This window comes from Acinetobacter sp. GSS19 (genome assembly GCF_028621895.1).
Lineage (GTDB): Bacteria > Pseudomonadota > Gammaproteobacteria > Pseudomonadales > Moraxellaceae > Acinetobacter.
Genome location: NZ_CP117520.1, coordinates 1221283 through 1246365, shown reverse-complemented (window position 1 = coordinate 1246365; position 25083 = coordinate 1221283). Strand labels below are relative to the sequence as shown.

Sequence of the window (25083 nt, the reverse complement as noted above, 5' to 3'; positions counted from 1 at the left end):
CCAATCAACATGGAACAGGTTTTTATTTGCGATGGCATTCGTACCCCGATTGGTCGTTATGCAGGAGCATTAAGCAGTATTCGCGCCGATGATCTGGCTGCTTTACCCATTCAATATCTCAAACAGCAACACCCGGATTTACCGTGGCATGAATTAGACGAAGTGGTCTTTGGCTGTGCCAATCAGGCTGGTGAAGATAACCGTAACGTGGCACGTATGGCGGCGTTGTTGGCAGGTTTGCCTGACAGTGTTCCGGCCATTACCGTCAACCGTTTGTGTGCTTCGGGGCTGGACGCTGTTGGTTTGGCTGCACGTGCCATTAAGTCAGGCGAAGCACAGTTTGTATTGGCAGGTGGTGTCGAATCCATGAGCCGTGCGCCGTTTGTACAGTCCAAACCTGCAGCAGCCTTTAGTCGTGCTCCTGAAATTTTTGATACCACTATTGGCTGGCGTTTTATTAATCCTAAATTCAAGTCGAATTTTGGTGTTGATAGCATGCCGGAAACCGCAGAAAACGTGGCGGAAAAGTACCAGGTGAGCCGTGAAGATCAGGATCTGTTTGCTTACCGCAGCCAGCAAAAAACTGCGCAAGCCCAGCAGAACGGGATACTTGCTCAGGAAATCATGCCGGTCGAAATTCTGGACCGTAAGAAAAATATCATTCAGATCTGTGAAGATGAACATCCACGTGCAGATACCACACTGGATACTTTGGCAAAACTAAAAGCACCATTTCGTAAAGAAGGTGGTTCGGTCACCGCCGGTAATGCCTCCGGGGTGAATGATGGTGCCGCCTGTGTATTGTTGGCAAATCAGGATTTTGTGGCACAACATGCACTTAAGCCTTTGGCAAAAGTGGTTGGCATTACCAGTGCCGGTGTTGAAGCCAAATATATGGGTATTGGTCCAGTGCCAGCGGTTGAAAAAGTGCTGAAACAAACTGGCCTTACGCTTGAGCAAATGGATGTGATTGAACTCAATGAAGCTTTTGCCGCACAGTCACTCGCCGTGACGCGCAGTTTAGGTTTAAAGGATGACGATGCTCGTGTCAATCCGAATGGCGGTGCCATTGCACTGGGTCACCCTCTAGGGATGAGTGGTACACGTTTAGTGCTTACCGCGATGAAAGAATTAAAACGCCGTCAAGGAAAATATGCGCTGTGCACCATGTGTGTCGGTGTGGGACAAGGTGTCGCGCTCATTCTAGAAAATGTCGCATAAGGAAAATCTGATTTTGGAATCATAACAGCCAGGATGGTTGTACAAGGAGTAATAACATGAATAACAACGCAATGGAAAAGATCGAAACGGCTTCAATTGATGAATTACGTCAGCTTCAATTAGAGCGCATGAAAAAGACCTTACAACACGCTTATCAAAACAGCCCGGTGTATAAAAAGAAATTTGATGAGGCCGGTGTACATCCAGATGATTTCAAAACGCTGGATGATTTGGTCAAATTTCCATTTACCACCAAAAGTGACCTGCGTGACAACTATCCATTCGGCATGTTTGCCGTTCCGCAAGAACAGATTGTACGGGTTCATGCCTCATCAGGCACTACTGGTCAGCCAACGGTAGTCGGATATACGCAACAGGATATCAACGTCTGGTCGGATGTGGTAGCGCGTTCATTGCGTGCGGCAGGTTTGACGCACAAGGATACCGTTCAGGTGTCTTATGGCTATGGTTTGTTTACCGGTGGTTTGGGCGCGCATTACGGTGTCGAGCGTTTAGGTGCAACCGTGATCCCGATGTCAGGTGGCCAGACCGATCGTCAAGCGCAACTGATTCATGATTTCAAACCAACCGCCTTGATGGTGACACCTTCATATTGCCTCAACATCATTGAAGCCTTAGAGCAGAAATTTGGGACAGCCAAAGACTGCTCGATCAAGACCGGTATTTTTGGTGCAGAACCATGGACCAATGAAATGCGTAAAGAGATCGAAGAGCGTTTAGGCATCGACGCGCTGGATATTTACGGACTTTCTGAAGTCATGGGGCCAGGGGTTGCCATGGAGTGTCTGGAATCCAAAGATGGCCCAACCATTTGGGAAGACCACTTCTATCCTGAAATCATCAATCCGGAAACTGGTGAAGTATTGCCAGATGGTGAGCTGGGTGAGCTGGTTTTCACCACCATTACCAAAGAAGGCATGCCGGTGATCCGTTACCGTACCCGTGATTTAACTCGCCTGTTACCTGGAACGGCACGCTCCATGCGTCGTATGGACAAAATCGTCGGCCGCAGTGATGATATGATGATCATTCGCGGAGTCAATGTTTTCCCATCGCAGATTGAAGAACAAATCTTGCATATTCCACAGCTTGTGCCTAACTACGAAATTCATATTTGTAAACATGGACATTTGGATACATTGCATGTTCGTACAGAAATGCGTAAAGATATGACAGACGTGATGGGGCACCAACTGTCACAGCAGTTGAAAGCCAAAATTAAAACCATGGTCGGGATTACGGTGAGTGTGGAAATTTTACCGGAAGGCACGTTGCCACGTTCGGAAGGTAAAGCTCAGCGGGTCTTTGATATTCGCAAGTCCGCATGAAAGTGCAAAGGTGATTGATCGGGGGATGAATCACCTTTAAGTTTTAAGGGTAAAAGTGAAACGTGATGAATCCAAAATTAAAACAAGTGATTGATGATTTCATTCAACATGAAGCATTAAGTGGAACATCACTCATCATGACCATTTTCGGTGACAGTGTTTTTCATCGCGGCGGAATTATCAGTCTGGCCAGCCTGATCCAACTGATGGATGTATTCGGCTTTAATGAACGCTCGGTACGCACCGCAGTATTTCGTTTGGTACAGAATGGTTGGCTCATTTCCGAAAAAATCGGTCGCACCAGCTATTACCGCGTCACAGAAAGTAGCCGCCAACGTTTTATTCATGCCGATCAGAAAATTTACAGCTTTACCCATACCGAGTGGGATGGAAAGTGGGATCTGGTTCTACTGAGTTCTGTCGAACTGGAGAACAAGATTATCTTAAAGCGCGAGCTGGAATGGCTGGGCTTTGCCAACATTTCGACCAATCTGATGGCCTATCCGGGTTGTGATCATCTTAAACTGCAAAACCTGCTGCTCAATCTCAAAATGACCGATCAGGTGGTGCTGTTTAAGGCAGAAACCTTACAGTTATGGCAGGAATCTCATCCAACGGTGAAACGTATGGTGGAGGTGAACTGGCCGGTACAAGAATTGCACGCCCGTTACGAGAAATTTATCCGCGATTTCCGGGAAATTTTTAATCTGGTCGAACATGATGAAGACCTGGATCCGTTACAGGCGTTTCAGATCCGGATTCTCTTGATTCACCAATATCGCCGAATTCTGTTAAAAGATCCAAATTTACCTTTTGAGTTACTGCCATCAGACTGGCTGTCATTAAATGCCCGTAATCTCAGCAGTAATTTATATCAGCGGATTTTTGCGGTTGCAGATGAATTTTTCCTCGATATCGCCCGCACGTCAGAAGGGGCAATGCCACCGGCACATCCACAATTTTTCAAACGGTTTGGTAGTTTAAAGCAAGAAGCACTCACCGCCTAATTAGAATAAAACTAAAAACTCAGGGAAGAAAACGATGCCATGTTATGCAATTGATGGTGTGATTCCGGTGGTCAGTCCACAGGCTTATGTGCATCCCACTGCGGTGCTGATTGGAGATGTCATTATTGAGGAAGGCGTCTACATTGGGCCGCTGGCTTCACTGCGTGCCGACTTTGGCCGTATTCATATCCAGAAAAATGCCAATGTACAGGATTCCTGCATCATTCATGGCTTCCCCAAAAGCATTACACTGGTCGAAGAATATGGCCATATTGGTCATGGCGCGATTCTGCATGGCTGCGTGATCCGCAAAAATGTCTTGGTGGGCATGAACAGTGTGATTCTAGATGAGGCCGAAATTGGAGAAAATACGATTGTTGGTGCCAATAGTACCGTCAAGGCAAAGGCTCAAATTCCAGCAAATGTCCTGCTGCTCGGCAGCCCGGCCAAAGTCGTGCGCAGCTTGGACGCCAAAGAAATTGACTGGAAGAAAAAAGGAACAAACGAGTATATCCAACTGACTCAGCGCTGTTTGAACAGCATGCAGGAGGTCAAGGCCGATTCCGAAATCACAGCTGGACGGCGCACTTTTCAGCATTTTCATTCACAGCATGTGATTAAAGCTAAACTTAATGTGCAAGATGAAGTTCCTGCAAGCGGTTAGTGTGAGCTTGGTAAGCCTAAAGTTTAGGTGAAGCCGACCTTTGAGATTGACTTGTTCATGAACTGAGCATCAGGCGACGCTCCATAAATCTTCGTAGCTCGAGCGCATTGGATATTGTGATGCGCTGCGCTGCGGACGGTAACGTGCGTTATAACAACATTTACAGGCGGGAAAATAAATGGTGCTATAGGTACCGTCTTTTTTGACCTTACTACGCCGATGAAACCAAAATTCCTCATCCAAAGGCCAGTATTCACCACATTCAAGACAGAGTTTTTCAGTGCCCAATTCAGTTTGGATATACTTTTTCATGAATACTCCAACATCTATCGCTTGATTTTTAAGTCAGGACCCTGCGTGTGGGGCGAGTTGGGCCTGTTTAGATCAGTTTGTGATTTTGTGCACAGATTAGTTGATGAAACATCAACAAATTGTGAATATGGACAAGTGTTTTCACTAATAGAGGGAATGAGCGTAATTTAGTAATAAGTCCAGTAGGCTATATGCTCAATTTACAATATTATAATCTGTAGGCTTAGCTAAAAATGAGACCAAAAAATGCAGCGTTACAGTAAAAGTATATTGACCCTTTTGATTATTTCTTTGCTATCGGGTTGCAACAGTTTGATTAATCAGCCCAATTCACCGAAGCGTCTGGTCAATAAAGATGAAGTCAGCGTACAGGATGCATTGACCCAGATCGGTAAAGGCATCAGCAACATGAAAACAGAGTTAGACAAAAATCAAACCAAAGCCGGTTTGTATATCGATACCATTGATCTGGACATTGTGTTAAGTGCTGGTCAGACTGAGCATGGTAATGTATCTCTAACAATTAACCCGATTGATTTCAAACAATTTTCTAACAGTTCTGGTAACGTAAATAGTGCGTTAGTGAAAGATGTAGATGATTTACGTTCAAGTACTTTAAAAATACGTTTTAAGAGTGTGAACTCTTACCGTTTAGCCTTGTTGAACGCATTGTCTGAGGGATCAGTAAAAGATGATATTCTGGGAGAAGACTTAGAACAAAACCCACCAGTTTTTCCATATAAAGAAGTCAACCCGAATTGGTTCGGGCCAGAAAAAATCAATCAATTATTACAAGAATAAGGCAAATAAGATTTCACCCTGCCTTCAGGCGTATCTGCCTGGAGGCAGCTCTTGAATAGATTCAAACTATTTTTATATCCAGTGATAGAAAAGAAGCCTCAATGAGTACAAGAAGTCTGCTGATGTAACTTGCCACCTTGTTGGCCGAAGTCTCCGCAGCCTTTCATCGCTCAAAATCCATTGGGTCATCTAAATAGATAATCAGATATTACTGATCATGATGCTTAGGTGCCATATTTTTCAAATTATGTACTGCTCTACCTCAAGTCTACAGATGCTCACGCAAAGACTATTCATTTCACATTTAAAAACATCCCTAAATGCCATGCCGTAGGTAACGTAAAAGTGATGTCGGCCTCAACTCAAATAGCCATTCCATTTCTGTAGATTGAATATAAGGAACAGTGCCGTTTGAGACCGCTTAAAAATAAAGAAGAGGAAATTACCTATGCGTGCACTTACCTATCACGGCGCCCGAGATGTCCGGGTCGAGTCGGTTCCTGATCCAATTATACAAGCACCCGATGATGTTATTTTACGCGTCACTGCAACTGCGATTTGCGGTTCAGACCTGCATCTTTACCGTGGCAAAATGCCTGCGACTCAGGAAGGGGATATTTTTGGTCACGAATTTATGGGGATTGTTGAAGAGGTTGGCCCCGAAGTCACTCAGGTGCAAAAAGGTGATCGGGTGATTATTCCTTTTGTCATTGCTTGTGGTCAGTGTTTCTTCTGTGAACATGATTTAACGGCTGCATGTGAAAATACTAATCCAGATCGTGGTGCGATTCTGAACAAAAAACAGATTCCACCGGGGGCTGCCTTATTTGGCTATACACATCTGTATGGTGGTGTTCCCGGAGGGCAGGCTGAATATGTCCGCGTGCCTAAAGGCAATGTTGGACCCTTTAAAGTGCCGGGTTCTCTGCCGGATGAAAAAGTCTTATTCCTAACCGATATCTTGCCGACTGCTTGGCAAGCCGTGACCAATGCCAATGTAGGCAAAGGTTCGAGTGTGGCCATTTATGGTGCGGGTCCGGTGGGGTTGCTTTCAGCCGCTTGTGCACGCATGTTGGGCGCTGAAATGATTTTTATGGTCGATCATAATCATTATCGCTTGGAGTTTGCCCGGAATACCTATGGCGCCATTCCGGTAAACTTTGATCAGGTCGATGCTGCCGAATTTATCATTAATCATAGCCCGGGTCATCGGGGAGTGGATGCTGTGATTGATGCGATTGGTTTCGAGGCAAAAGGTAGTGTGATTGAAACCTTACTGACGAATCTTAAAATTGAAGGCTCGAGTGGCGCTGCCTTAAGACAATGTATTGCTGCAGTCCGCCGTGGAGGCATTGTGAGTGTTCCCGGGCTCTATGCTGGGCCAATTCATGGTTTTCTGTTCGGTGATGCCTTCGATAAAGGTCTCACGTTTAAAATGGGACAGACCCACGTGCATCAGTTTTTACCACAGCTGTTAGAACATATTGAAAATGGGGACCTTTCTCCAGAAGTGATCATTACTCACCGCATGAATTTATCGGATGCTGCAGAAGGGTATCGTATTTTTGATCAGCGCGAACAGGACTGTCGCAAAGTCATTTTAACTCCTTAACTTTATAATAAATTTAAGGGGGAAAGTAGCCGTTCAAAACTTCACTTGGACGGTTACTGAATTTGATCGAAAAAGTATGGGTTCTAAAATTTATGCGCCTTATAGCTATAACAGTCTATCCGAACGCACGATCATTTTTCACCATTTTTAATCCGTAATTACTCAAGTTTACGCTTTTAACTTTTTATCACTGAAAGCGTGTATTGCCTTTACCTCATTCTGATTAGCGTATTAGAGGATCCATTTTAACTTTTATAGATTAGGAGACCTCTATGCATACCCTTAATTTTTCGGAATGCGCTCAAGCATGTATGGTGTGTTCATTGGCTTGTACGTCCTGTGCAACCGAATGTATTAATGAAGATCAGATGGAAATGATGCGTGAGTGCATCAAACGATGCTTGGAATGTGCAGATATTTGCCATCTATGCGCTCAGGCTGAACAGCGTAAATCGCCATTTATACAGGAAATTTGTGCAATGTGTGCCAAAGTCTGTGAGTATTGTGCTGACGAGTGCAGTAAACATCAGGCGGCCCATTGCCAGCAATGTGCTGAAGCCTGCCGTCGCTGCGCCGTAGAGTGTCGTAAGATGGCGGCTTAGCTAGATTGTCAACTCTGAACTGATTATTAGACAATAGTTATAGTTTAAACGTTGTCATAGCATGAGTTTTAGCAAACAGTAAAAGGATGATTTGTGTAGAGCAGATCATCCTGAACCTGATAGTCATAGATCATCTTCTTGCAATCATACCTCATCATAATTTGCATATTTTAAAAAATTAATATCTTCCTCTGAATACCCGCCCTAGATTAGATTTAAACAAATTATGAATAATCTGGCATCCCTCTTAATTTAGGTTCATATTTATACAAATAAATCAAACAATCACAGACGATTTCGTCTGCAAGAACAAAAAAAGAGGAAAGAGAAATGTCCAGAGGATTAAATGGAAAAGTCGCCCTAGTGACCGGGGGTGCCAAAGGCATTGGTCGTGGCATTGCCTTACGCTTGGCGAAAGAAGGCATGCATATCGCTTTGGTAGATATGCATGAGGATAAACTCAAAGCGACACAGGCCGAGATAGAAGCATGCCATGTTAAGGCTTCCATTTCCATCGCAGATATTAGTCAGCTCGACCAAGTGACGGCAGCAATTGAAGATACTTATAGCAAACTCGGTGGCTTCGATGTGATGATTAACAATGCTGGGATTGCACAGGTACAAGCTTTAAATGATGTCACTCCAGAAGAATTCCATAAAATTACCGATATCAATTTTGGTGGTGTCCTATGGGGCATTCAGGCAGCGGCGAAAAAATTCCAGGCTTTAAAGCAGAAAGGTAAAATTATTAATGCCTGTTCAATTGCCGGACATGATGGTTTTGCGATGCTGAGTGTTTATTCTGCTACCAAGTTTGCTGTTCGAGCCTTAACCCAAGCGGCTGCTAAAGAATATGCTCACTTAGGCATTACGGTTAATTCTTACTGTCCAGGGATTGTCGGAACAGATATGTGGGTGGAAATTGATCAGCGTTTTGCAGAGTTAACAGGTGCAAAAATTGGTGAAACTTTTAAAAAGTATGCGGAAGGTATTGCGTTAGGACGCACCGAAACTCCAGATGATGTGGCAGCTTTGGTTGCTTTCCTCGCGAGCGAGGATGCAGATTATATTACTGGGCAATCCATCATTACTGATGGCGGCATGGTTTATCGTTAAACCCGAGTTTCATCTTATGATAAAAGACCTAATCTGCCTCCATTAGGTCTTTTATATTTTAGGTTCTTATTTTCGAAAAAATCACAGCTACAATATTAACTGTACTAACTCAAACCTGATCTGCCCACGAAGTCCTATTGTTTGTGGGGAGCAATAGATGAGCATACTGGACTGCTCCCAGTATCCTAGACATGAGACCGCCTCATTTTGAAGCTGTCTCAAATGCTTCTGGGCTCATCCCATCGAGATGCGAATGACGCCTGATTCGATTGTAAAACATCTCGATATAATCAAACACATCCGCACGGGCCATTTCTCGTGTTTTATAGATCCTCTTTTTAATTCTTTCCTTCTTTAAACTACTAAAAAAGGATTCAGCAACAGCATTGTCCCAACAGTTTCCACGACGACTCATACTCGGAACTAAATTATGCTTTTGACAGAATTTCTGCCAGTCTCCGCTACTGTATTGTGAGCCTTGGTCTGAGTGTATGATCACAGGTTCATTGGGTCTGCGTCGCCATACCGCCATTAAAAGTGCATCCAAAACGATATCCTTGGCAAGCGTAGGTTTCATTGACCAACCGATGACTTTCCTTGAATATAAATCGAGAACCACAGCCAGATATAACCAGCCTTGCCAAGTACGGATGTAGGTAATATCAGTCACCCAGGAAGTATCAGGGGTGCTCACAGCGAACTCTCGATTTAAGTGATTTGGTGGCACAATCGGAGGACGGCCACAACCATAACTTTTATGCTTTTTATATCCTCGAACAGCGGCAATGCCATTGTTCTTCATGATCTTCAGCACACGATTGGGGCCACAGCTTTCACCTAGCTCTTTAAGATCCAGCGTGATGCGACGATAACCATAGATGCCATAACTGGCATCATAAGAAGAGCGGATCAGTTGTAATAACCGTTTGTCTTCAATTGTTCTGCCTGATTCGGGTTCATGTAGCCAGGCGTAATAGCCAGCACGAGCAATCTTAAGAACCCGACACATCGTTTTAATCTTAAATTGATGGCTGTACTCAAGGATAAACTGATACTTTACTCGGGCAGGCTTGCAAAGTACCTTGCGGCCTTTTTTAAGATATCTCGCTCTTCTTCAGTTTGCTTAAGCTGACTTTTAAGACGAAGGATCTCTTTCTTTGCTTCGAGTAGTTCATGTTCATCAGGGTTGTTGCGTAAAGGCTGTACGGCCTTTAGCCATTTATAAATGCTGTGCTGTGATACACCTAAACGTTCAGCCACATCAGTGACAGAATATCCACGTTCGGTAATCAATTTAACAGCTTCATCTTTAAATTCTGGGGTGTATCGTTGTCCACTCATAATGTTCTCTCCTATGCAAAAAGAATAGACGAAATTTGTCTAGGAGAGTGGTGGCAGTCCAGTTTCAATATCTGACTTTGTACGATTTCACGATGACGTTGTTGCATTTGTTGCTGATGACGCTGCTGAATTTGCTGTTGGCTTTGATTTGCAGCAGGAGAATGCATATATGCATGGTTATATGAATTGTTGTTCATAGGCTCTTGAGGTGCGGCCATGGTTGATGAGACAAGAATTGCTGTCGAGAATGTAAAAATACCTGTTTGTATTAATTTTTTCATTTTTATTGCTTTTTTAAGTAAGATTGTCTGGCATTTTATTAAATTTTAGAACTTGATGTTCGTTCCTAAACATTTTGTTATAAGATTCTTATCTTGCTCAAGCTGCTTTGCTCATCTTTATTAAAAGGGTGGGAGGGTATCATCGATTAAAGTACTGCCAATTTTATAAAAAACTAAGAAAATTCTATAAGGTTTTAGGAAAAATATATGTCCAATCTGCAGGATCCCCGAGTATTTTTTGCTCTCGAAAGAACCCTACTTGCTTGGAATAGAAGCAGCTTAGGATTGATTGCTTTTGGGTTTGTAATTGAGAAATCGACACTATTAGGGCAAATCGTGAACCCGATGTTGTTTGCCCATAAGGTAACTTACTATAAATGGTTAGGCATCATTATTATTTTTTTTGGCATGGTTATCAGTATTTGGTCGATTCTTCAATATCGTATAGGGTTGAGGTCTCTCAGTGAATCTGAATTAATAGCAGGTTATAGTACTCATCAACCTATGGTATTAAGTTTATTTAACACCATTGTCGGGATGTTACTCATCATTTCATTCTGGATATGAGGTTAATTTTTTCACTAGACTTAGATCAGTTGAAATCAATACCAGACAGGCTATGCTTGGTGATTGAATCGAACCATAGAAATAAAGATATCATCAAATGTATTAAATCTAAGAGATCTATTTATATTGGTTTCTCTATCCGCTCTGAATTTTTTAGCGCTATTTTTATTTATAAACAGGACTTGTTGGTCTTTTTATGTGAACTTCTTGGTCCATTGTGATTCAGCAGTAGATTAAAATTATGATAAGCGTTTCTATATCTAGCCTGTTAAATAATGTAGCGAAGTATTTTTGTTTAATCAGTTGATTTTTTTTATAGTTTATATATGAATTCTTGTAATCGCTTGAGAGCGTCTTGTGCTCGGTATAACTGATATAACTACCTATGTGATTGGCACAACTTTAATTGTGTTATTGCCTGGCCCCAACTCTCTATACGTCATGTCAACTGCTTCACGCTTTGGGATCAAAGCGGGTTATAAGAGTGCTTTAGGTGTGTATACCGGTGATCTTATTTTGATTCTGCTCACAGCACTAGGAGCAGCCTCATTACTGCATGCTTTCCCTTGGTTATTTATCATTTTAAGAATTGTTGGGGCAATTTATTTAAGTTATTTGGGTGTTAAACTCTTGATAGCTGCCAATCACACTTGGCATGCCCAGCATTCAAATACGAAAATTGCAACAATTAATAAAAATATTGAGAAATTGCGACCGTTTAAAACTGCATTAACGATTAGTATTTTAAATCCTAAAGCTATTTTATTTTATTTATCGTTCTTTGTGCAGTTTGTGGATCCTCGTTATCCGTACCCAGCTGTAACATTTACGGCTCTTGCTGTGCTTTTACAAATTATTAGTATGAGCTATTTATCTATTTTGATTTTTTCAGGCGTAAAACTTTCAGATTATTTTACTCGCCGTTATAAAATAACAGCATCATGTGTCGCAGCAGTTGGACTTTTATTTTGTGGATTTGCTCTTAAACTGGCGATGGCTACTTTGTAGGGCTAAATGAATTCTGCTGAATCGAGGGGATAAACCCTGATTATTTTTATACATGATCAAAGTGGTACCAGATCTCCATGAGTCCATGATGTGGGAAAACTGAACCTTAAAATACTAGCACCTTATCTACCCACTCAGTCCATTCTGCTAATTCATTGAGGGTACTGCGGTGTGCATGCTGCATTAGTTCAGCATCCTGAAAACCCCGTGCATCCATAGGCGCCACATACACCAAGTATGCCTTTATGGCCATGACTGGTACGACTTAACATGACTTCCAGATTATAGAATTCTGCTGGAACTTTCTGGGCTTTTTTGCAGCAGTGGCTGCATCTCCCATCAAAAATAGACGAACCTGATTATTCTCATTTTTAATTAATGCACCTGCCAGACGCAGACCATTGTAGGTTCGTTCATCGCCATACGCTGCGCTGTTAAAAATAAATAAGTATTTCATTTTTTATTTCTTCCTGTTGGGGTTGTTATGATTTCAAATACTCATTGACTATACTGCACCGATCCCAAGTTGTCTGTGACTTAGTCCAGATTTGGGTGAGTCTCCTCTCCCCAGAGCATCACCAGTGCTCCAGACAGGAACATCGCAATGGCAACAAACCAAAAGCCTGCCGTGACTACACCGGTAAAATGTGCCACCAGCCCAAAACCCAGCGCACCGACACCATAGCCTAGGTCACGCCAGAAGCGATAAATGCCAATTGCTGAACCTCGCCAGTTAGGATGGGAAATATCTGCCACGGCAGCCCCCAGATTCGGATAGAGCAGGGCCATACCAAAACCGGTGATTCCGGCACTTAATGACCACCACAGCATTCCCTCATGGATCAACATCATTGCCACACCCAGACCACAAATCCACATGCCCAAGATAATCGGTTTCATCCGGCCAATATGATCAGACAGTTTTCCGGTCAGTAATTGTGTCCCTCCCCAGACAAAGCCATATATACCGACAATCCAACCAATTGCATCTAGGCCCAGTCCGCGCTGATAGAGAAATACCGGATAAAACACCCAGATCAGGGCATCGACGAATTTTTCGATCATCCCAGCCTGACAGAAAGCTGCCATACGCTTATCTCCCCAACTCATCAGGCGAAACATTTGTACTGTGGTTGGATGGGTGGGAAAATTTTGCGGTAATTTGGACAGTTGTAAATGCTGGGGCTGGGTCAGGCTTTGATGTGCTTCTGCCTTGGCCCATTCCTGCGTTTCCCGAACAGCAAAGATAGCTAGGATGAGAGCCAGTGAGATGACCACTGAACCAAAAATCAGCAAGCCCAAACGCGGTCCCCAAGTCAACGCCATGTAACCGGTCAGAATGCCTGCCAAAGCCACCCCGACATATCCGGAAAATTCATTCAACCCCATGGTCAGACCACGCTCATCGGCACGGGTGATGTCTATTTTCGAGGTTTGTGTCATCGACCAGCATAGACCCTGATTGACACCGAGTAGAATTGTAGCTGTGACAATCCAGCCCCAGGAAGAGGCATACAGAATCATAAAGGGAATCGGAATGGCTGCCAGCCAACCCCAAATCAGGACCTTTCTACGTCCGATCCGCTCAGACCAGCGTCCGGCCACAAAATTCAGCGTGCCTTTTACAAAACCGAATGCGACCACAAATGCGGTCAGCATCATGAATGATCCTTTAGCCACACCAAATTCATCTTCAGCCAAAGCAGGAACCACTGTCCGGAACATGCCAATCGTCAGGCCGACCAGAAACACCTGTAACAGCTGATGGCCGACCTGAAGCAGGTTTTCACGAATTCCGTAGTGATATTGTTGTTCAGAGTGATTGAATTGCGACATCGGTCTGTACTCCTGACTTGTAAACTTTATGGGATTAGTCGTGAATTTTGACTGCTTGTCGAGGTGAAATTTCAGATTATGAATGGTTATAATATAAAATATTCTAAATATCTTTGGAATGTTATTCTGGACTGATGGCTTATGCCCTAAGATAGAAAATCAGAGAAATTGTGTAAAAGGATGATGCAACAATGATGGCTGATGCTCGGGAAATTAAACCGGAACTCTATGCTCAATTAGCTCGGATTGCCAAAGTCCTTGGCAATCCAAAGCGATTAGAATTACTGGACTTGTTGTTACAAGCCAGCAAACCCGTTGAGCTGTTGGCGCAGGAAGCGAATATCAGTGTGAAACTGACCAGTGCACATTTGAAAGAGTTACGTCTGGCTCGTTTAGTCAACGCGGAACGCCGAGGTAAACAGATGATATATCGGCTCGCGAGCGCGGGCATTCCCCAGTTTCTAAATGCCATGCGTAATTTTGCACAAGATCGTTTGTTTGAACTACAGGATGCTTTACAGCATCTTAGTAAACTCGAGGGGGAGCAGTATCGTGAAGACCGCGACACTCTGTTGGAAAAGGCCAAAGCAGGGGAAATGATCATTTTGGATGTGCGTCCGGAAAATGAATTTGCGCATGCTCATCTGCCTTTTGCAAAGTCTATTCCACTCAATGAGCTGAGAAAACGTTTACATGAGTTACCCGCAGAGATTCCGATTACCGTCTACTGCCGTGGACCGTATTGCATTATGACCGCAGATGCGCTTCAGGTATTGAAACAGCGAGGTTATGCTGCAACAGCACTGAAAACCAATGTTGCTGAGTGGACACAATTCAATAGTCAATGAGTGAAAATATTTACAGGAATCTCGGTTAAAGCATCAAGAGAATTTACCTAAAATCATTTTTTTAAAACTTAAAAATAAGTTTGATCCTTTTCTAACATAGGAGAAGAAAACTTATGGCAGCATAACCCAGATACTGGTTCACGCCGTCATACGGCTGCCATGATGAGCTATGGCCGTAGTAGCATCGACTTCTTTGACCGTTATCATGCAGAAAATGGCCTTTTGGCTGCGAATAAATACACGGGCGAAGGCACAACGGATGTAGCTAGCTTAGGCTTATATTCGACTTACTATGATAAAAATGGTAGCTATTTTGATTTAGTGGGTCACGTATCTTATTTGCAAAACGAATATGAAGCTCGTAATGGCGTTAATGTCGATCAAAATGGTTGGGGCGCTGGCATTTCTGCTGAAGTTGGCCATCTATACAAGTTAGGCAACAGTCACTGGTTGATCGAGCCACAAGCCCAATTGTCTTATCAATATATCAGATCAGCCTTGAAGACTTTTCGTCGAGTTGAAGTAGATGTGACGGGTATTAAGAGAACAAACTAAAATCTAATAAAATTTTCGATATTTCAAAAATGGCCTCACGATGAGGCCATTTGAATGCACTAGATTAGTGCTTTACGCCACCTGTACCAAAGGCTTCACTGTGAATATTTTCTGCAGGGATACCACGAGCAACGAGTGCTTTATGTTGCTCAGCCATAAATGGCATTGGGCCACAAAGATAGTAATCTGCATTTACTGGGAGTAATGAGCGATCCATATTCATTAAATCTAAACGGCCAGCCGCGTCATAATCTTCCCCTAAAATATCATCTGAATGAGGGAATTCATAAACCGTAAACGTATTTAAGCGCGGATATTTTGCTTTCAATGCCTGAATATCTTTTTTCATGGCATGAACTTGCTTGTTACGGCAGGCATGGATAAAAGTAACAGGCTGTGGCATGTATAACGTAACTAACTGATTCAACATGGCAATCATTGGGGTTAAGCCGACACCACCACTGATAAATACATTACGCTTATTTGAGTCAAGCAGATAGAAATTACCTGTTGGAGCAGAAACTTCAATTTCTGAACCTTCTGGCAAACCGTGTAAAGTATTGGATACCCACCCAGCAGCCAAATCTCCTTTTTCATGCTCACGTTTTACAGAGATACGTAGATAATCAGCTTGTGGATTAGTCGATAACGTGTACTGGCGTGGCTGTTTTAAACCTAATTCTTCAACAAATACACGAACTGAAATATATTGACCTGCTTCATAGGTTGGTAAGGCACCACCATCTGAAGGTTGCAAATAGAAAGAGGTAATTTCATCACTTTCCACCACTTTTTTGGCAATTTTGAACTTGCGCCAGCCTAACCAGCTGCCTTTAGCTTGCTGATGTTGGTCATAAATGGCTTTTTCAGTACTGATAAATAGATCAGCCAATTGACCATAAGCGGCAGCCCAAGCAGCAATCAAGGGGTCTTCCATCGAAATGTTAAGCACTTCGCTAATCGAGTGTAATAAGTTTTCACCTACAATGTTGTAATCAGGTGATTGAATATTCAAGCTGACGTGTTTATGGGCGATGAGTTCAACCACAGGCAATAATACAGATGGATCTTCAATATTTTCAGCATAAGCCAATACCGCGCCTGCCAAGGCTTGTGCCTGAGCTCCGCTACGTTGGTGTCCCATGTTAAACGTTTCTTTTAGATCAGGATTATTACCTAACATGCGATTATAGAAATAGCCGGTTAGAGCTACACCATTTTCACGAAGTACAGGTACAGTGGCTTTTACTAACTCAATTTGCTGCGGAGTCATCGTTGATCTCACATTGCGGTTACTTATAAGATGTATTTAAAATACATCTTATAAAAATGATTGGCAATCACATTTTATAAAGTTCCCAATTTCTCATGAGAATGTTGAGTTAATTTGTACGTTCTAGTAGGTATAGATTTAAGTATTTGGCTATCAAGGTCATGTTGTATGTTTTTACTCATGATGGATTCATACAAGAACAGGATGTTACTGGTGGTAGAGTAGACTCACCTAGCGGGTATCAAAGAAAAAGCCCGAAAAAATCGGGCTTTATTCTTTGTGGAATAAAATTTAACCAATACCTAGAAAATGATCATAAATAAATCCCGAATAATTCCGTATTTCTCCCAGTGTTGTAAGTTCTCGTCTATAAAAAAGCATCAGGGATACTTGTCTGGGACGGTGGCAGTCCTAAAAATTGATTTTATACCTGGAGTACAGCTACGCATTTAAAAATTAATCAGGGTGAATACATTGATATATTTTAACTTTAAGATGAGATAAATTCATTTTATGTGAGAAATGAAACTTTTCGTAAATTCTACAACCTTCCTTTCTAGCACTTCAGACTAGCGATTTTAAGTATTCAGGCTTATGCTTGAAGTAAGTTTTAACTCTTTGCTTTATAAAATATATTTTAATTAAAAGCAGAATTATAAAAATATCAATCAACCAAGAAGTCATTATTTAAATTGTCCTTTCCCTAATAAATCATGAATTAAATTCAATTTTAGATTATTTAAAATCATTTTTATTCATCTCATTATTTGAGTATAAATTGCCTCATTCAGAAATTTAATTGATCTCAAAAATTAGGGTGGCGATCACTATGAATAAAGAGTTTGTCTGTTCAATTAAGCGTATTCGTTTCGATGAAAACTATCTTCCAGCAGATAGCACACGTCTTACCACGAACTTTGCCAATTTAGCACGAGGTGAAAGCCGTAAACAGAATCTGCGTAACACTTTACGCATGATCAATAACCGTTTTAATGCTTTGGCACATTGGGATAACCCAAAAGCAGACCGTTATTCGGTTGAAGTGGATATCATTTCTGTAGATATTGATGTTGAAGGTAAGGGCAAAACTTTCCCTGCGATTGAAATGCTTGAAACTACCATTGTGGATCATAAAAACAATCAGCGTATTGATGGCATGATCGGCAATAGTTTCTCATCTTATGTCCGTGATTATGACTTTAGCGTAGTACTGCCCGAACATATTAATAAAAACCCAGCATCGAATAAGCCAGAAAATTTTGGTGATTTGCACGGTAAGCTGTATCAATATCTCGTAAATTCGGAAGCATTCAAAGCAGAGTTTGATAAAAATCCTGTCATTTGTCTGAGTGTTTCAACCACAAAAACCTATCACCGTACTGCGAATCAGCATCCTGTGTTAGGTGTCGAATACAAGCAAGATGAATATTCACGAACCGATGAATACTTCAAGAAGATGGGCTTAAACGTACGTTATTTCATGCCCACAAATGCGGCTGCACCTTTGGCCTTCTATTTTAATGGTGACTTACTTGGTGATTACACAGATCTTGAGTTGATTAGTACCATTAGCACCATGGAAACATTTCAAAAGATTTACCGTCCTGAAATTTACAATGCCAACTCCAATGCGGGGCATGTATATCAACCGAGTCTTGAGTATCAGGATTATTCATTGACCCAAATTGTCTATGATCGTGTTGAACGTAGTCAATTGGCAGTTAAACAAGGCAAGTGGACTGAAGAACACTTTATCAAACCCTATCAAGGCATCCTTGAGCAATGGGCAGCAAGCTATAAGCTTGAAGATCAAGCGGCTTAATATCCAGAATATAGAAGATTATTGATTATGAAACGCTTATTACCGACCTCAACGGCTGGCAGCTTACCAAAACCTTCTTGGCTGGCGGAACCGGAAAAACTTTGGTCGCCGTGGAAATTACAAGGGCAAGAGCTGATTGATGGCAAACTTGATGCTTTACGTTTGGCCTTGCATGAACAGCAACAAGCAGGCATTGATATTGTCAGTGATGGTGAACAAACCCGTCAGCATTTTGTGACTACATTTATTGAACATCTTGATGGTGTCGACTTCGATAAACGCGAAATCGTGAAAATCCGTGATCGCTATGATGCCAGCGTACCATCAGTGGTGGGGGAAGTATCCCGTCAAAAACCCGTCTTTGTTGAAGATGCGAGGTTTCTTCGCTCGCTGACCGATCAACCCATTAAATGGGCACTGCCTGGTCCAATGACTATGATTGATACCTTGTATGATGGCCACTATAAAAGTCGTGAAAAATTGGCGTGGGAATTTGCCAAAATTCTCAATCAAGAGGCTTTAGAGCTCGAAGCAGCGGGGGTAGATATCATTCAATTCGATGAGCCAGCATTTAATGTGTTTTTTGATGAGGTGAATGACTGGGGCATTGCAACTTTAGAACGTGCATTAGCAGGCTTGAAGTGTGAGACGGCGGTACATATCTGCTATGGCTATGGCATTAAAGCCAATACGGACTGGAAAAAAACACTTGGTTCAGAATGGCGCCAATATGAAGAAGTCTTTCCTAAATTACAAAAATCTAAGATCGATATCGTTTCGTTAGAATGTCACAATTCCCGTGTGCCGATGGAACTGATTGAGCTCATTCGGGGTAAAAAAGTCATGGTAGGGGCGATTGATGTCGCAACCGATGTTATTGAAACAGCAGAAGAAGTGGCGGATACTCTGCGCAAAGCCCTACAATTTGTAGATGCAGACAAGCTCTATCCTTCAAGCAACTGTGGTATGGCGCCGTTATCTCGCCAAGTGGCACGCGGCAAGCTCAATGCTTTAAGTGCAGGCGCAGAGATTATTCGTCGAGAGCTTTCTGCTTAACTCAAAATAGGATATGTGAAGGGGTGTTTTTGATTGGAATATTCTGACTCAAGAAAGCCCTGAGCAATCGCTCACCCAAAGATATAGCAAGATATAGGAATCAAGTGATGGTTGACGCTACAGACTTTAAAAATGCAATGTCTTCATTAAGCAGTGCGGTGAATGTGGTAACTACGATGGGCGCATCTGGTCATCACGGCTTTACAGCATCTGCGGTATGTAGCGTCACAGATACACCACCGACCTTGTTGGTGTGTATGAATAAATCATCACGCTCACATGCTTATTTTGTTGAGAATAAAGTTTTGGCAGTCAATGTATTAGGTGCTCAGCATGAACAACTTTCCCACGCCTTTGCATCGAAAATGAGTTCAGAACAGCGCTTTGAATATGGGGATTGGACTGAATTAGCAACAGGCTGTCCGGTGTTAACGGATGCCTTAGTCAGCTTTGATTGTGAAATTGAACAAATTCAAGAAGTAGGAACACATACGATTTTTATTTGTCCGATTGTAGCTATACAAAAAAATCAACAAGATTCCGCTTTGGTCTACTTTAATCGTGCTTATCATCAGGTTGGAGAAACTGAAATAGCCTAAGTAAATTTTAAAATAAGAATTTATAAAGCTACAAATTAAATATTAATAAAAATCTTTAGAAAAAAATCAATGTAAGTAGTGGCACAACAATGGTGCCACTGTATTAAACAAGAATGATGACATAAACAGCCAATAAAGCTCTATTCGAAACTACTATTTAGAAGGGGAGCAATAAAACATTAACTGTCAAGAATAACAAAAATATTAATGAATTGAATTGCTTAGCGCTGATGTAGATTTTCCAACGTATCTACCAGCGTCCGGGTCATCTGGTCAATTTCATAATTGACCTCATCTCCAGGCTGAATATTCTTCCAGGTCGTCAGACGTAAAGTTTCCGGAATGAGATCAACCGAAATTTCTCCCAAAGCACGATCCACTCGGTTAATCGTCAAACTGCAACCATTTAACCCAATAAAACCTTTTAGGAAAAAATACTTAATATTACCGGCTGGGATAGTTAAATCTACATGCAGGGTCTCACCACGGCGTTCCAGACTGGCTACCGTCGCAGTACCTTCAATATGTCCATAAAGGTTGTGCCCACCATTTTCAGCACCGACTTTGGCTGAACGCTCAATATTGACTTCATCACCGATCTGTACATCTTTGAGTGTGGTAAGTGCGAGGGTTACGTCTGAGATATCAAAATGTATGTGCTGCTGTGCAGTATCAATGGTAGTGACCGTCAAACAGACCCCATTGATCGCCACACTTGCACCAATGAAAACATCATTAAAGAAACCCTGCTGATCACTAACGACCAAAGTGATAAAACCGTTTCCTTTCTGGATGTCGACGACTTTTTCTAAACCTTGAACGATACCTGTATACATATTTTAACTATCACCAGTTTTTCAATTCAGTCCAATTGTAAGTGGGAATCTTTAATCCAGCTACTGAATCTCATCGTTCCATTCAAAAAGAGACAGAAAAATCCTTTAAGCAGCGCTTTATTATAGAATAAAGATCCAACAATCAATCGCAGTTTATATTTACTCTCATGTTCAACAGGAATTTTATGCACACTAGGTAAGGCTTACTATTTTGAGTGATCAACTGCCTGTAGCCAAAAATATTCTCAGCTTAAATTCACAGGATAATCCCTCTAAAAATCAGAGGAACTAAAAGTGGAATTTTCTCTTAGAGTCTGGGCTGGAGATGTTGTGTCAAAACATCCAAATTCACGGTTCGTCATATTGTCTCCTGACGATCAAGTAAGTTGGGAAGTCGAAGAGAAACTTTCAGACCACCGAGCTTGGAGGGTTCAAAGCTGATTTTGCCTTTATGTAATTCAATAATTTTTTTACAGATCGATAGTCCCAAACCAGATCCTTGAGTCTGTGTCCCGAGTGCCCGATAAAAACGTTCTCCTAAACGTTGTAATACCTCATCACTGATTCCTGAACCACTATTTTCAATGCTGATTTCGACGGTATCCGCCTGCTGTTCAGCATAGATCAGCACTTGCCCTTGGTGTGTTGCATAACGAATAGCATTATCAACAAGATTGCGTATACATGTGAAAAAGAGTTGCTCATTTACCTGAACAGATAATCCAGCAGTTATATCGACCTGGATCATCACTAATTTTTGTTGAGAAAAAGGCTGTAAAGCTTGCAGCACGTCTTGAAAAACGGTGTCAAGAAATAGCTCAGTTCTAGGCAACTGATCAGCATGGGCGGGGTCCAAACGGGCCAGAAGCAATAAATTCTCCAACACCTGCACGCCACGGCTAACATCCTGCTGAACAGGAATAAAATCCTGTGCCATTTCAGGATACTTACGTTTCAAAACTTGTAAACGCATTTGAATGGCAGATAACGGCGAACGTAATTCATGGGATGCATCTGCGGTGAAGCGCTGCTCGGCAATCAAGGAATCTTTCAGGCGTGTGAGCAATTGATTTAATTGCAATAGGATCGGTTGCAATTCTTTAAAAACGGGCGAGGGTGTCTGAATCGGTGATAAATCCTCGATCCCTTTACAGGAAATATTATTGGATAGTTGCTGCAAGGTTCTAAAATGACGTCGTATCGCAAAATGTAAAATTAACCACTGTATTAACCACAAGACTAACAGCACCAAACTATAACCGGCGATACTGTTTCCAACGACCTGAAAACGTTCACCCATCGGTTGTACCAGCAGAACGCTCATACCGACTTCTGGACGATTTTCATGATAAGTTCGCCATAATTGGTGCTGCTGCCAGACCAAACCATAAGTAGAGTTAAAACCCAAATTCCATGTGGTTTGCTGGGTATCAAATTCGAAATGCTCGGATTGTGTTATCAACTGGTTTGGTGAACTCAGGCGGTATTGGATCTCAAACTCATCACTTAATTCATCTACAGATTGTTCTGTGCCCAACTGTATGCTTTTGATGAGTAACATACCGGCCACTTCATGCATGATTTCATCCTGTGTTTCCGTGGTTTGATACCAGGAAATACCGATGAAAATAAGTAATGCCAAAATCCCAGCCACAATTGAGCTGAGCAGTGAAGTCTTGATTAATTTCGTTTGTAATGAAACAACCGCTGTCATTTAGTTTTGACTCATCCGATAACCCAGTCCACGAATCGTTTTAATATATTGACTGCCTATTTTTTTGCGTAATTGATAAATAAAGACTTCAATGGCATTGCTTTCAATTTCATCTCCCCAAGCATATAACGATTCCTCTAGTTGATCTCGGGTGATGACATGATCTGGCTTTTGCATGAGTTTATATAAAATCTGAAACTCTTTAGACGTTAAGTTGATGACGTCCTTATCTTTCATCAGAGTTTTAGCGTGTGGATCCAATCTTAAATTCGCAAAACTCAGTTGCTGTCCAGTGTTGCTTTGCTGACGGCGCAATTGTGTACGGACTCGTGCGGATAGCTCTTCTAAGCTAAAAGGTTTAATCAGATAATCATTTGCACCCAAATCTAGACCTTCGACGCGGTCATTAATACTGTCACGTGCGGTCAGAAAAATGACAGGGGTGGCGAATTCTTTTGTCCTTAAGGCTGTTAAAATCTCATCACCCGTGGTTTTGGGTAAACCACGATCAAGTAATATACAATCATAGCTGTGCTGCTCAATCGCCAACAGCGCATGGTCTCCGCGCTCAACCCAATCTACATTATAACCATCCATTTCAAGCCAGGTTTTAATGCTTTCAGCCTGAGAATGATCATCTTCTGCAAGTAAAATACGCATTCGCTTACTCAGTCATGAGGTCATTTATTTGACTATAGTTGAGCCTCAGAAAAAAGAAATAAAAACCACATAAAAAATATGTGGTTTTTAAAGACTTAATCCTTAGAATTTGATCTGATCTACCTCAATTTCCACCTGCTTACGTGGCTTATGATCAATGTCGACTTCACCATGGATCGTAATTTTATTTTTTGCTGAAAGTGACTGACCCTGCAATTTATCAATATCAATATCAACCGTGATCAAACCCGTATCATCACGGAATTGATATTTTTCATCACCCATCGCTTTAACGATATAACCCGTCAAACGTACTGGAGTATCATTATTTGCAGTGAATGCCTGTTTGACAGTTGTTATCGTGTTGGCAGGGGAATGGTGTTGATCCGCTAGCGCCATCATCGAGGTCAGGCCTAAACTCATGGCTAAAATCACCTGTTTGCATGCTTGCATCTTTCTCTCCTCAAAACAAAGAATCTATCTTTCCATGCAAAAATTTAATCAAATGTAGATGAGCTGAATCTTAAGATCGCTACTCAAGCTGAATAAAATAAGTGCACAACTGTTAGACAGTGAGAAATCTAGACTTTTAGAGGAAAAGTGATAATCAAACCTCACGAATCAATATGGCTATGTTTATTTAATGCTGTAGAGACGTTAGTTTAAATATGAAATAGTGGGTAAACCTGCTGCAATCCAGGCTTGCATTCCTCCTTGAACTGAATAAAGTTTCATAAACCCCATATTTTGCAGAGCGAGCGTGGCCAAAGAGGAACGAGCTCCTGTACCACAAATCAAATAAATATTTTTCTCTGATAATTCCTTTAAAGCCAGTTCAAGGTCACAGTGGTGATTGACCACAGGGTGTTGAGCAATTTTCATCTCTAACATTCCTCGTGGAAAATTTACTGCACGATCTATTGATGCGGCTTGATATTCTTCGGGCTCGCGAACATCTATCAAAATGAGATCAGGATGTTTTAAATATTCTTCATAGAGTTTTTCCACAGAAATTTCCACGATTTGATTTTTCGCTTCAGAAATTAGTTGATCTGGGGTCTTCATGCTACACCTCATTATTATGATCTTGAGTTATTGTTTTTATAATACGCTACATAAACTGGCTTATTGTAAAAAGGCTTTCGATTTCTTTTCAATATCTCGATGAGATCAAAGGTATTGAAGATTGAAATTAAACATAAATAGCCAAAACCTATTAATAAATAAAAGCATCATGAACCTGACCTCGTAGATTGTATCTTCAGATTCAACTCATCTTGGGTTGCTATTCTGCAACGCAAATACAGTCTATAGAAGGTTTCGTATGACTCCAAATAAAGTGATATCTACTGATTTACTGGTTCGATTCCTGCATCTTGTGCTTATTTTGAGTTTTGCTGGAGCTTATCTCACTGGGGAGGAAGAAGAATGGCATCACGTGCATATGGCATTTGGCTATACGCTTGCGATTGCACTGACTTTAAGGATTTTATGGCAGTTTTTTGCCCCACGATTCGCACATACTCAGCCTGCTGGAGGGGGACGTCGATTTCATATTATCAAGCAGTTTGTGCAACGTCATTGGGCGCAACCGCGGTCATGGTTTTCTGCAACGTTTTTGAAATCGGCCACTTCTAGCCTATTTCAGCTGAGCATACTGGGTCTTTTTTGTGTAATGCCATTAACTGTACTGGCAGGCTATTTAACAGACTACACCCACAGCCATACTTTAGAAGAAGTGCATGAACTCTTTGTAAATCTGTTGTTGGCTAGTGTATTGCTACATCTTGCCTTCCTGATCTTAAATAGTGTTGTTCTCAAAAAATTACTGGCAAAGCGTATGTTTTGGGGGCATGAGTCACATTCATGGTTCACGCTGTTTTCTCTAATCCTTTCATTGGGCATCTTGCTAACTTTCTGGTTTTGGTATTTCAACTAAGGCCTCGTAAAAACAGCACAGATAAATTTGGCTACAGTCCAGCATTGCTCAAGGATGCTGGATT

At 41.8% G+C, this 25083-nt stretch carries 28 protein-coding genes; 16 read left to right on the top strand and 12 right to left on the bottom strand.

What is annotated here, in order from left to right; all coding sequences use genetic code 11:
- Positions 1-9: 9 nt before the first annotated feature.
- The 4 genes from pcaF (at position 10) to PGW99_RS05965 (ending at position 4241) form a co-directional block, all read left to right on the top strand.
- Positions 10-1221: a 3-oxoadipyl-CoA thiolase gene (pcaF, locus tag PGW99_RS05980; RefSeq protein WP_273779315.1), complete on the top strand. Its 1212-nt coding sequence runs from the start codon at positions 10-12 to the stop codon at positions 1219-1221.
- Between the two features lie 56 nt (positions 1222-1277).
- The gene (gene paaK, locus PGW99_RS05975; protein ID WP_273779314.1) at positions 1278-2570 is read left to right on the top strand and encodes a phenylacetate--CoA ligase PaaK; all 1293 of its coding nucleotides are present in this window, start codon (positions 1278-1280) and stop codon (positions 2568-2570) included.
- 65 nt (positions 2571-2635) lie between these two features.
- Positions 2636-3577: a phenylacetic acid degradation operon negative regulatory protein PaaX gene (gene paaX, locus PGW99_RS05970; RefSeq protein ID WP_273779313.1), complete on the top strand. Its 942-nt coding sequence runs from the start codon at positions 2636-2638 to the stop codon at positions 3575-3577.
- Between the two features lie 34 nt (positions 3578-3611).
- A complete protein-coding gene (locus tag PGW99_RS05965; RefSeq protein WP_273779312.1) occupies positions 3612-4241 on the top strand; it encodes a gamma carbonic anhydrase family protein in 630 nt (209 codons plus the stop codon).
- A gap of 69 nt (positions 4242-4310) precedes the next feature.
- Here the strand turns inward: PGW99_RS05965 and PGW99_RS05960 are convergent, their stop codons facing one another.
- The gene (locus PGW99_RS05960; RefSeq protein WP_273779311.1) at positions 4311-4553 is read right to left on the bottom strand and encodes a hypothetical protein; all 243 of its coding nucleotides are present in this window, start codon (positions 4551-4553) and stop codon (positions 4311-4313) included.
- A 312-nt stretch (positions 4554-4865) separates the two neighbouring features.
- Between PGW99_RS05960 and PGW99_RS05955 the strand changes: the two genes are divergently transcribed.
- The 4 genes from PGW99_RS05955 (at position 4866) to PGW99_RS05940 (ending at position 8684) form a co-directional block, all read left to right on the top strand.
- Complete coding sequence (locus PGW99_RS05955; RefSeq protein ID WP_273779308.1) at positions 4866-5354, top strand: hypothetical protein; 489 nt, start codon at positions 4866-4868, stop codon at positions 5352-5354.
- A gap of 448 nt (positions 5355-5802) precedes the next feature.
- The gene (locus tag PGW99_RS05950; protein WP_273779306.1) at positions 5803-6966 is read left to right on the top strand and encodes a zinc-dependent alcohol dehydrogenase; all 1164 of its coding nucleotides are present in this window, start codon (positions 5803-5805) and stop codon (positions 6964-6966) included.
- Positions 6967-7238: 272 nt separating this feature from the next.
- A complete protein-coding gene (locus PGW99_RS05945; RefSeq protein WP_273779304.1) occupies positions 7239-7568 on the top strand; it encodes a four-helix bundle copper-binding protein in 330 nt (109 codons plus the stop codon).
- A gap of 330 nt (positions 7569-7898) precedes the next feature.
- Positions 7899-8684, top strand: a complete 786-nt coding sequence (locus PGW99_RS05940) for an acetoin reductase (RefSeq protein WP_273779303.1) — start codon at positions 7899-7901, stop codon at positions 8682-8684.
- 202 nt (positions 8685-8886) lie between these two features.
- Here PGW99_RS05940 and PGW99_RS05935 read toward each other — a convergent pair.
- A protein-coding gene (locus tag PGW99_RS05935; RefSeq protein WP_100223103.1) for an IS3 family transposase occupies positions 8887-10025 on the bottom strand; the annotation gives its coding sequence in 2 pieces (ribosomal slippage) (positions 8887-9767 and positions 9767-10025; 1140 coding nt in all).
- Positions 10026-10036: 11 nt separating this feature from the next.
- Positions 10037-10306, bottom strand: coding sequence for a hypothetical protein (locus PGW99_RS05930; RefSeq protein WP_273779302.1), 270 nt, complete (start codon positions 10304-10306; stop codon positions 10037-10039).
- A 207-nt stretch (positions 10307-10513) separates the two neighbouring features.
- Between PGW99_RS05930 and PGW99_RS05925 the strand changes: the two genes are divergently transcribed.
- Complete coding sequence (locus PGW99_RS05925) at positions 10514-10873, top strand: YidH family protein (protein WP_273779301.1); 360 nt, start codon at positions 10514-10516, stop codon at positions 10871-10873.
- A gap of 357 nt (positions 10874-11230) precedes the next feature.
- Positions 11231-11881 carry a leucine efflux protein LeuE gene (gene leuE, locus PGW99_RS05920; RefSeq protein WP_273779300.1) on the top strand — a complete coding sequence of 217 codons (651 nt, stop codon included), beginning with the start codon at positions 11231-11233 and terminating at the stop codon, positions 11879-11881.
- 106 nt (positions 11882-11987) lie between these two features.
- On the opposite strand, the gene PGW99_RS05915 is transcribed toward leuE, so the two are convergent.
- The 3 genes from PGW99_RS05915 to PGW99_RS05905 form a co-directional block, all read right to left on the bottom strand.
- On the bottom strand, positions 11988-12134 hold the full coding sequence (locus PGW99_RS05915; RefSeq protein WP_273779299.1) for a hypothetical protein: 147 nt from the start codon (positions 12132-12134) through the stop codon (positions 11988-11990).
- Positions 12135-12146: 12 nt separating this feature from the next.
- Positions 12147-12338 carry a DsrE family protein gene (locus tag PGW99_RS05910; RefSeq protein WP_273779298.1) on the bottom strand — a complete coding sequence of 64 codons (192 nt, stop codon included), beginning with the start codon at positions 12336-12338 and terminating at the stop codon, positions 12147-12149.
- Between the two features lie 80 nt (positions 12339-12418).
- On the bottom strand, positions 12419-13717 hold the full coding sequence (locus tag PGW99_RS05905; protein WP_273779297.1) for an MFS transporter: 1299 nt from the start codon (positions 13715-13717) through the stop codon (positions 12419-12421).
- Between the two features lie 191 nt (positions 13718-13908).
- On the opposite strand from PGW99_RS05905, the gene PGW99_RS05900 reads away from it, so the two are divergent.
- Together PGW99_RS05900 and PGW99_RS05895 are read left to right on the top strand one after the other, a co-directional pair.
- On the top strand, positions 13909-14565 hold the full coding sequence (locus PGW99_RS05900) for an ArsR/SmtB family transcription factor (RefSeq protein WP_273779296.1): 657 nt from the start codon (positions 13909-13911) through the stop codon (positions 14563-14565).
- Between the two features lie 159 nt (positions 14566-14724).
- Positions 14725-15120, top strand: a complete 396-nt coding sequence (locus PGW99_RS05895; protein ID WP_443098214.1) for an autotransporter domain-containing protein — start codon at positions 14725-14727, stop codon at positions 15118-15120.
- A gap of 64 nt (positions 15121-15184) precedes the next feature.
- Here PGW99_RS05895 and hmpA read toward each other — a convergent pair whose 3' ends face one another.
- A complete protein-coding gene (hmpA, locus tag PGW99_RS05890; RefSeq protein WP_273779294.1) occupies positions 15185-16393 on the bottom strand; it encodes an NO-inducible flavohemoprotein in 1209 nt (402 codons plus the stop codon).
- 829 nt (positions 16394-17222) lie between these two features.
- On the opposite strand from hmpA, the gene PGW99_RS05885 reads away from it, so the two are divergent.
- The 3 genes from PGW99_RS05885 (at position 17223) to PGW99_RS05875 (ending at position 19870) form a co-directional block, all read left to right on the top strand.
- The gene (locus PGW99_RS05885; protein ID WP_273779293.1) at positions 17223-18215 is read left to right on the top strand and encodes a DUF1852 domain-containing protein; all 993 of its coding nucleotides are present in this window, start codon (positions 17223-17225) and stop codon (positions 18213-18215) included.
- 27 nt (positions 18216-18242) lie between these two features.
- Positions 18243-19271, top strand: coding sequence for a methionine synthase (locus PGW99_RS05880; RefSeq protein ID WP_273779292.1), 1029 nt, complete (start codon positions 18243-18245; stop codon positions 19269-19271).
- 107 nt (positions 19272-19378) lie between these two features.
- Entirely contained in the window at positions 19379-19870 is a 492-nt protein-coding gene (locus PGW99_RS05875; protein ID WP_273779290.1) for a flavin reductase, read from the top strand.
- Positions 19871-20091: 221 nt separating this feature from the next.
- Here PGW99_RS05875 and PGW99_RS05870 read toward each other — a convergent pair whose 3' ends face one another.
- The 5 genes from PGW99_RS05870 to PGW99_RS05850 all read right to left on the bottom strand — a co-directional run bounded on the left by PGW99_RS05870 (position 20092) and on the right by PGW99_RS05850 (position 24145).
- Entirely contained in the window at positions 20092-20706 is a 615-nt protein-coding gene (locus PGW99_RS05870; protein WP_273779289.1) for a riboflavin synthase subunit alpha, read from the bottom strand.
- Between the two features lie 358 nt (positions 20707-21064).
- Entirely contained in the window at positions 21065-22420 is a 1356-nt protein-coding gene (locus PGW99_RS05865; protein WP_273779288.1) for a sensor histidine kinase, read from the bottom strand.
- Positions 22421-23080 (bottom strand): response regulator transcription factor, encoded by a 660-nt coding sequence (locus tag PGW99_RS05860; protein ID WP_273779287.1) that lies wholly within the window; start codon positions 23078-23080, stop codon positions 22421-22423.
- Between the two features lie 102 nt (positions 23081-23182).
- On the bottom strand, positions 23183-23533 hold the full coding sequence (locus tag PGW99_RS05855) for a NirD/YgiW/YdeI family stress tolerance protein (protein WP_443098213.1): 351 nt from the start codon (positions 23531-23533) through the stop codon (positions 23183-23185).
- Between the two features lie 204 nt (positions 23534-23737).
- Positions 23738-24145, bottom strand: a complete 408-nt coding sequence (locus PGW99_RS05850; protein ID WP_273779286.1) for a rhodanese-like domain-containing protein — start codon at positions 24143-24145, stop codon at positions 23738-23740.
- Positions 24146-24404: 259 nt separating this feature from the next.
- Here PGW99_RS05850 and PGW99_RS05845 point away from each other — a divergent pair, with 259 nt between their 5' ends.
- On the top strand, positions 24405-25019 hold the full coding sequence (locus PGW99_RS05845; RefSeq protein ID WP_273779285.1) for a cytochrome b/b6 domain-containing protein: 615 nt from the start codon (positions 24405-24407) through the stop codon (positions 25017-25019).
- Positions 25020-25083 lie beyond the last annotated feature (64 nt).

What these genes read in the sequence shown, in the direction of transcription:
- pcaF (WP_273779315.1), top strand. Translation starts at nt 10, where the DNA reads ATGGAACAGGTTTTTATTTGCGATGGCATTCGTACCCCGATTGGTCGT.
- paaK (WP_273779314.1), top strand. Translation starts at nt 1,278, where the DNA reads ATGAATAACAACGCAATGGAAAAGATCGAAACGGCTTCAATTGATGAA.
- paaX (WP_273779313.1), top strand. Translation starts at nt 2,636, where the DNA reads ATGAATCCAAAATTAAAACAAGTGATTGATGATTTCATTCAACATGAA.
- PGW99_RS05965 (WP_273779312.1), top strand. Translation starts at nt 3,612, where the DNA reads ATGCCATGTTATGCAATTGATGGTGTGATTCCGGTGGTCAGTCCACAG.
- PGW99_RS05960 (WP_273779311.1), bottom strand. Translation starts at nt 4,553, where the DNA reads ATGAAAAAGTATATCCAAACTGAATTGGGCACTGAAAAACTCTGTCTT.
- PGW99_RS05950 (WP_273779306.1), top strand. Translation starts at nt 5,803, where the DNA reads ATGCGTGCACTTACCTATCACGGCGCCCGAGATGTCCGGGTCGAGTCG.
- PGW99_RS05945 (WP_273779304.1), top strand. Translation starts at nt 7,239, where the DNA reads ATGCATACCCTTAATTTTTCGGAATGCGCTCAAGCATGTATGGTGTGT.
- PGW99_RS05940 (WP_273779303.1), top strand. Translation starts at nt 7,899, where the DNA reads ATGTCCAGAGGATTAAATGGAAAAGTCGCCCTAGTGACCGGGGGTGCC.
- PGW99_RS05930 (WP_273779302.1), bottom strand. Translation starts at nt 10,306, where the DNA reads ATGAAAAAATTAATACAAACAGGTATTTTTACATTCTCGACAGCAATT.
- PGW99_RS05925 (WP_273779301.1), top strand. Translation starts at nt 10,514, where the DNA reads ATGTCCAATCTGCAGGATCCCCGAGTATTTTTTGCTCTCGAAAGAACC.
- PGW99_RS05915 (WP_273779299.1), bottom strand. Translation starts at nt 12,134, where the DNA reads ATGGCCATAAAGGCATACTTGGTGTATGTGGCGCCTATGGATGCACGG.
- PGW99_RS05910 (WP_273779298.1), bottom strand. Translation starts at nt 12,338, where the DNA reads ATGAAATACTTATTTATTTTTAACAGCGCAGCGTATGGCGATGAACGA.
- PGW99_RS05905 (WP_273779297.1), bottom strand. Translation starts at nt 13,717, where the DNA reads ATGTCGCAATTCAATCACTCTGAACAACAATATCACTACGGAATTCGT.
- PGW99_RS05900 (WP_273779296.1), top strand. Translation starts at nt 13,909, where the DNA reads ATGATGGCTGATGCTCGGGAAATTAAACCGGAACTCTATGCTCAATTA.
- PGW99_RS05895 (WP_443098214.1), top strand. Translation starts at nt 14,725, where the DNA reads ATGATGAGCTATGGCCGTAGTAGCATCGACTTCTTTGACCGTTATCAT.
- hmpA (WP_273779294.1), bottom strand. Translation starts at nt 16,393, where the DNA reads ATGACTCCGCAGCAAATTGAGTTAGTAAAAGCCACTGTACCTGTACTT.
- PGW99_RS05885 (WP_273779293.1), top strand. Translation starts at nt 17,223, where the DNA reads ATGAATAAAGAGTTTGTCTGTTCAATTAAGCGTATTCGTTTCGATGAA.
- PGW99_RS05880 (WP_273779292.1), top strand. Translation starts at nt 18,243, where the DNA reads ATGAAACGCTTATTACCGACCTCAACGGCTGGCAGCTTACCAAAACCT.
- PGW99_RS05875 (WP_273779290.1), top strand. Translation starts at nt 19,379, where the DNA reads ATGGTTGACGCTACAGACTTTAAAAATGCAATGTCTTCATTAAGCAGT.
- PGW99_RS05870 (WP_273779289.1), bottom strand. Translation starts at nt 20,706, where the DNA reads ATGTATACAGGTATCGTTCAAGGTTTAGAAAAAGTCGTCGACATCCAG.
- PGW99_RS05865 (WP_273779288.1), bottom strand. Translation starts at nt 22,420, where the DNA reads ATGACAGCGGTTGTTTCATTACAAACGAAATTAATCAAGACTTCACTG.
- PGW99_RS05860 (WP_273779287.1), bottom strand. Translation starts at nt 23,080, where the DNA reads ATGCGTATTTTACTTGCAGAAGATGATCATTCTCAGGCTGAAAGCATT.
- PGW99_RS05855 (WP_443098213.1), bottom strand. Translation starts at nt 23,533, where the DNA reads ATGCAAGCATGCAAACAGGTGATTTTAGCCATGAGTTTAGGCCTGACC.
- PGW99_RS05850 (WP_273779286.1), bottom strand. Translation starts at nt 24,145, where the DNA reads ATGAAGACCCCAGATCAACTAATTTCTGAAGCGAAAAATCAAATCGTG.
- PGW99_RS05845 (WP_273779285.1), top strand. Translation starts at nt 24,405, where the DNA reads ATGACTCCAAATAAAGTGATATCTACTGATTTACTGGTTCGATTCCTG.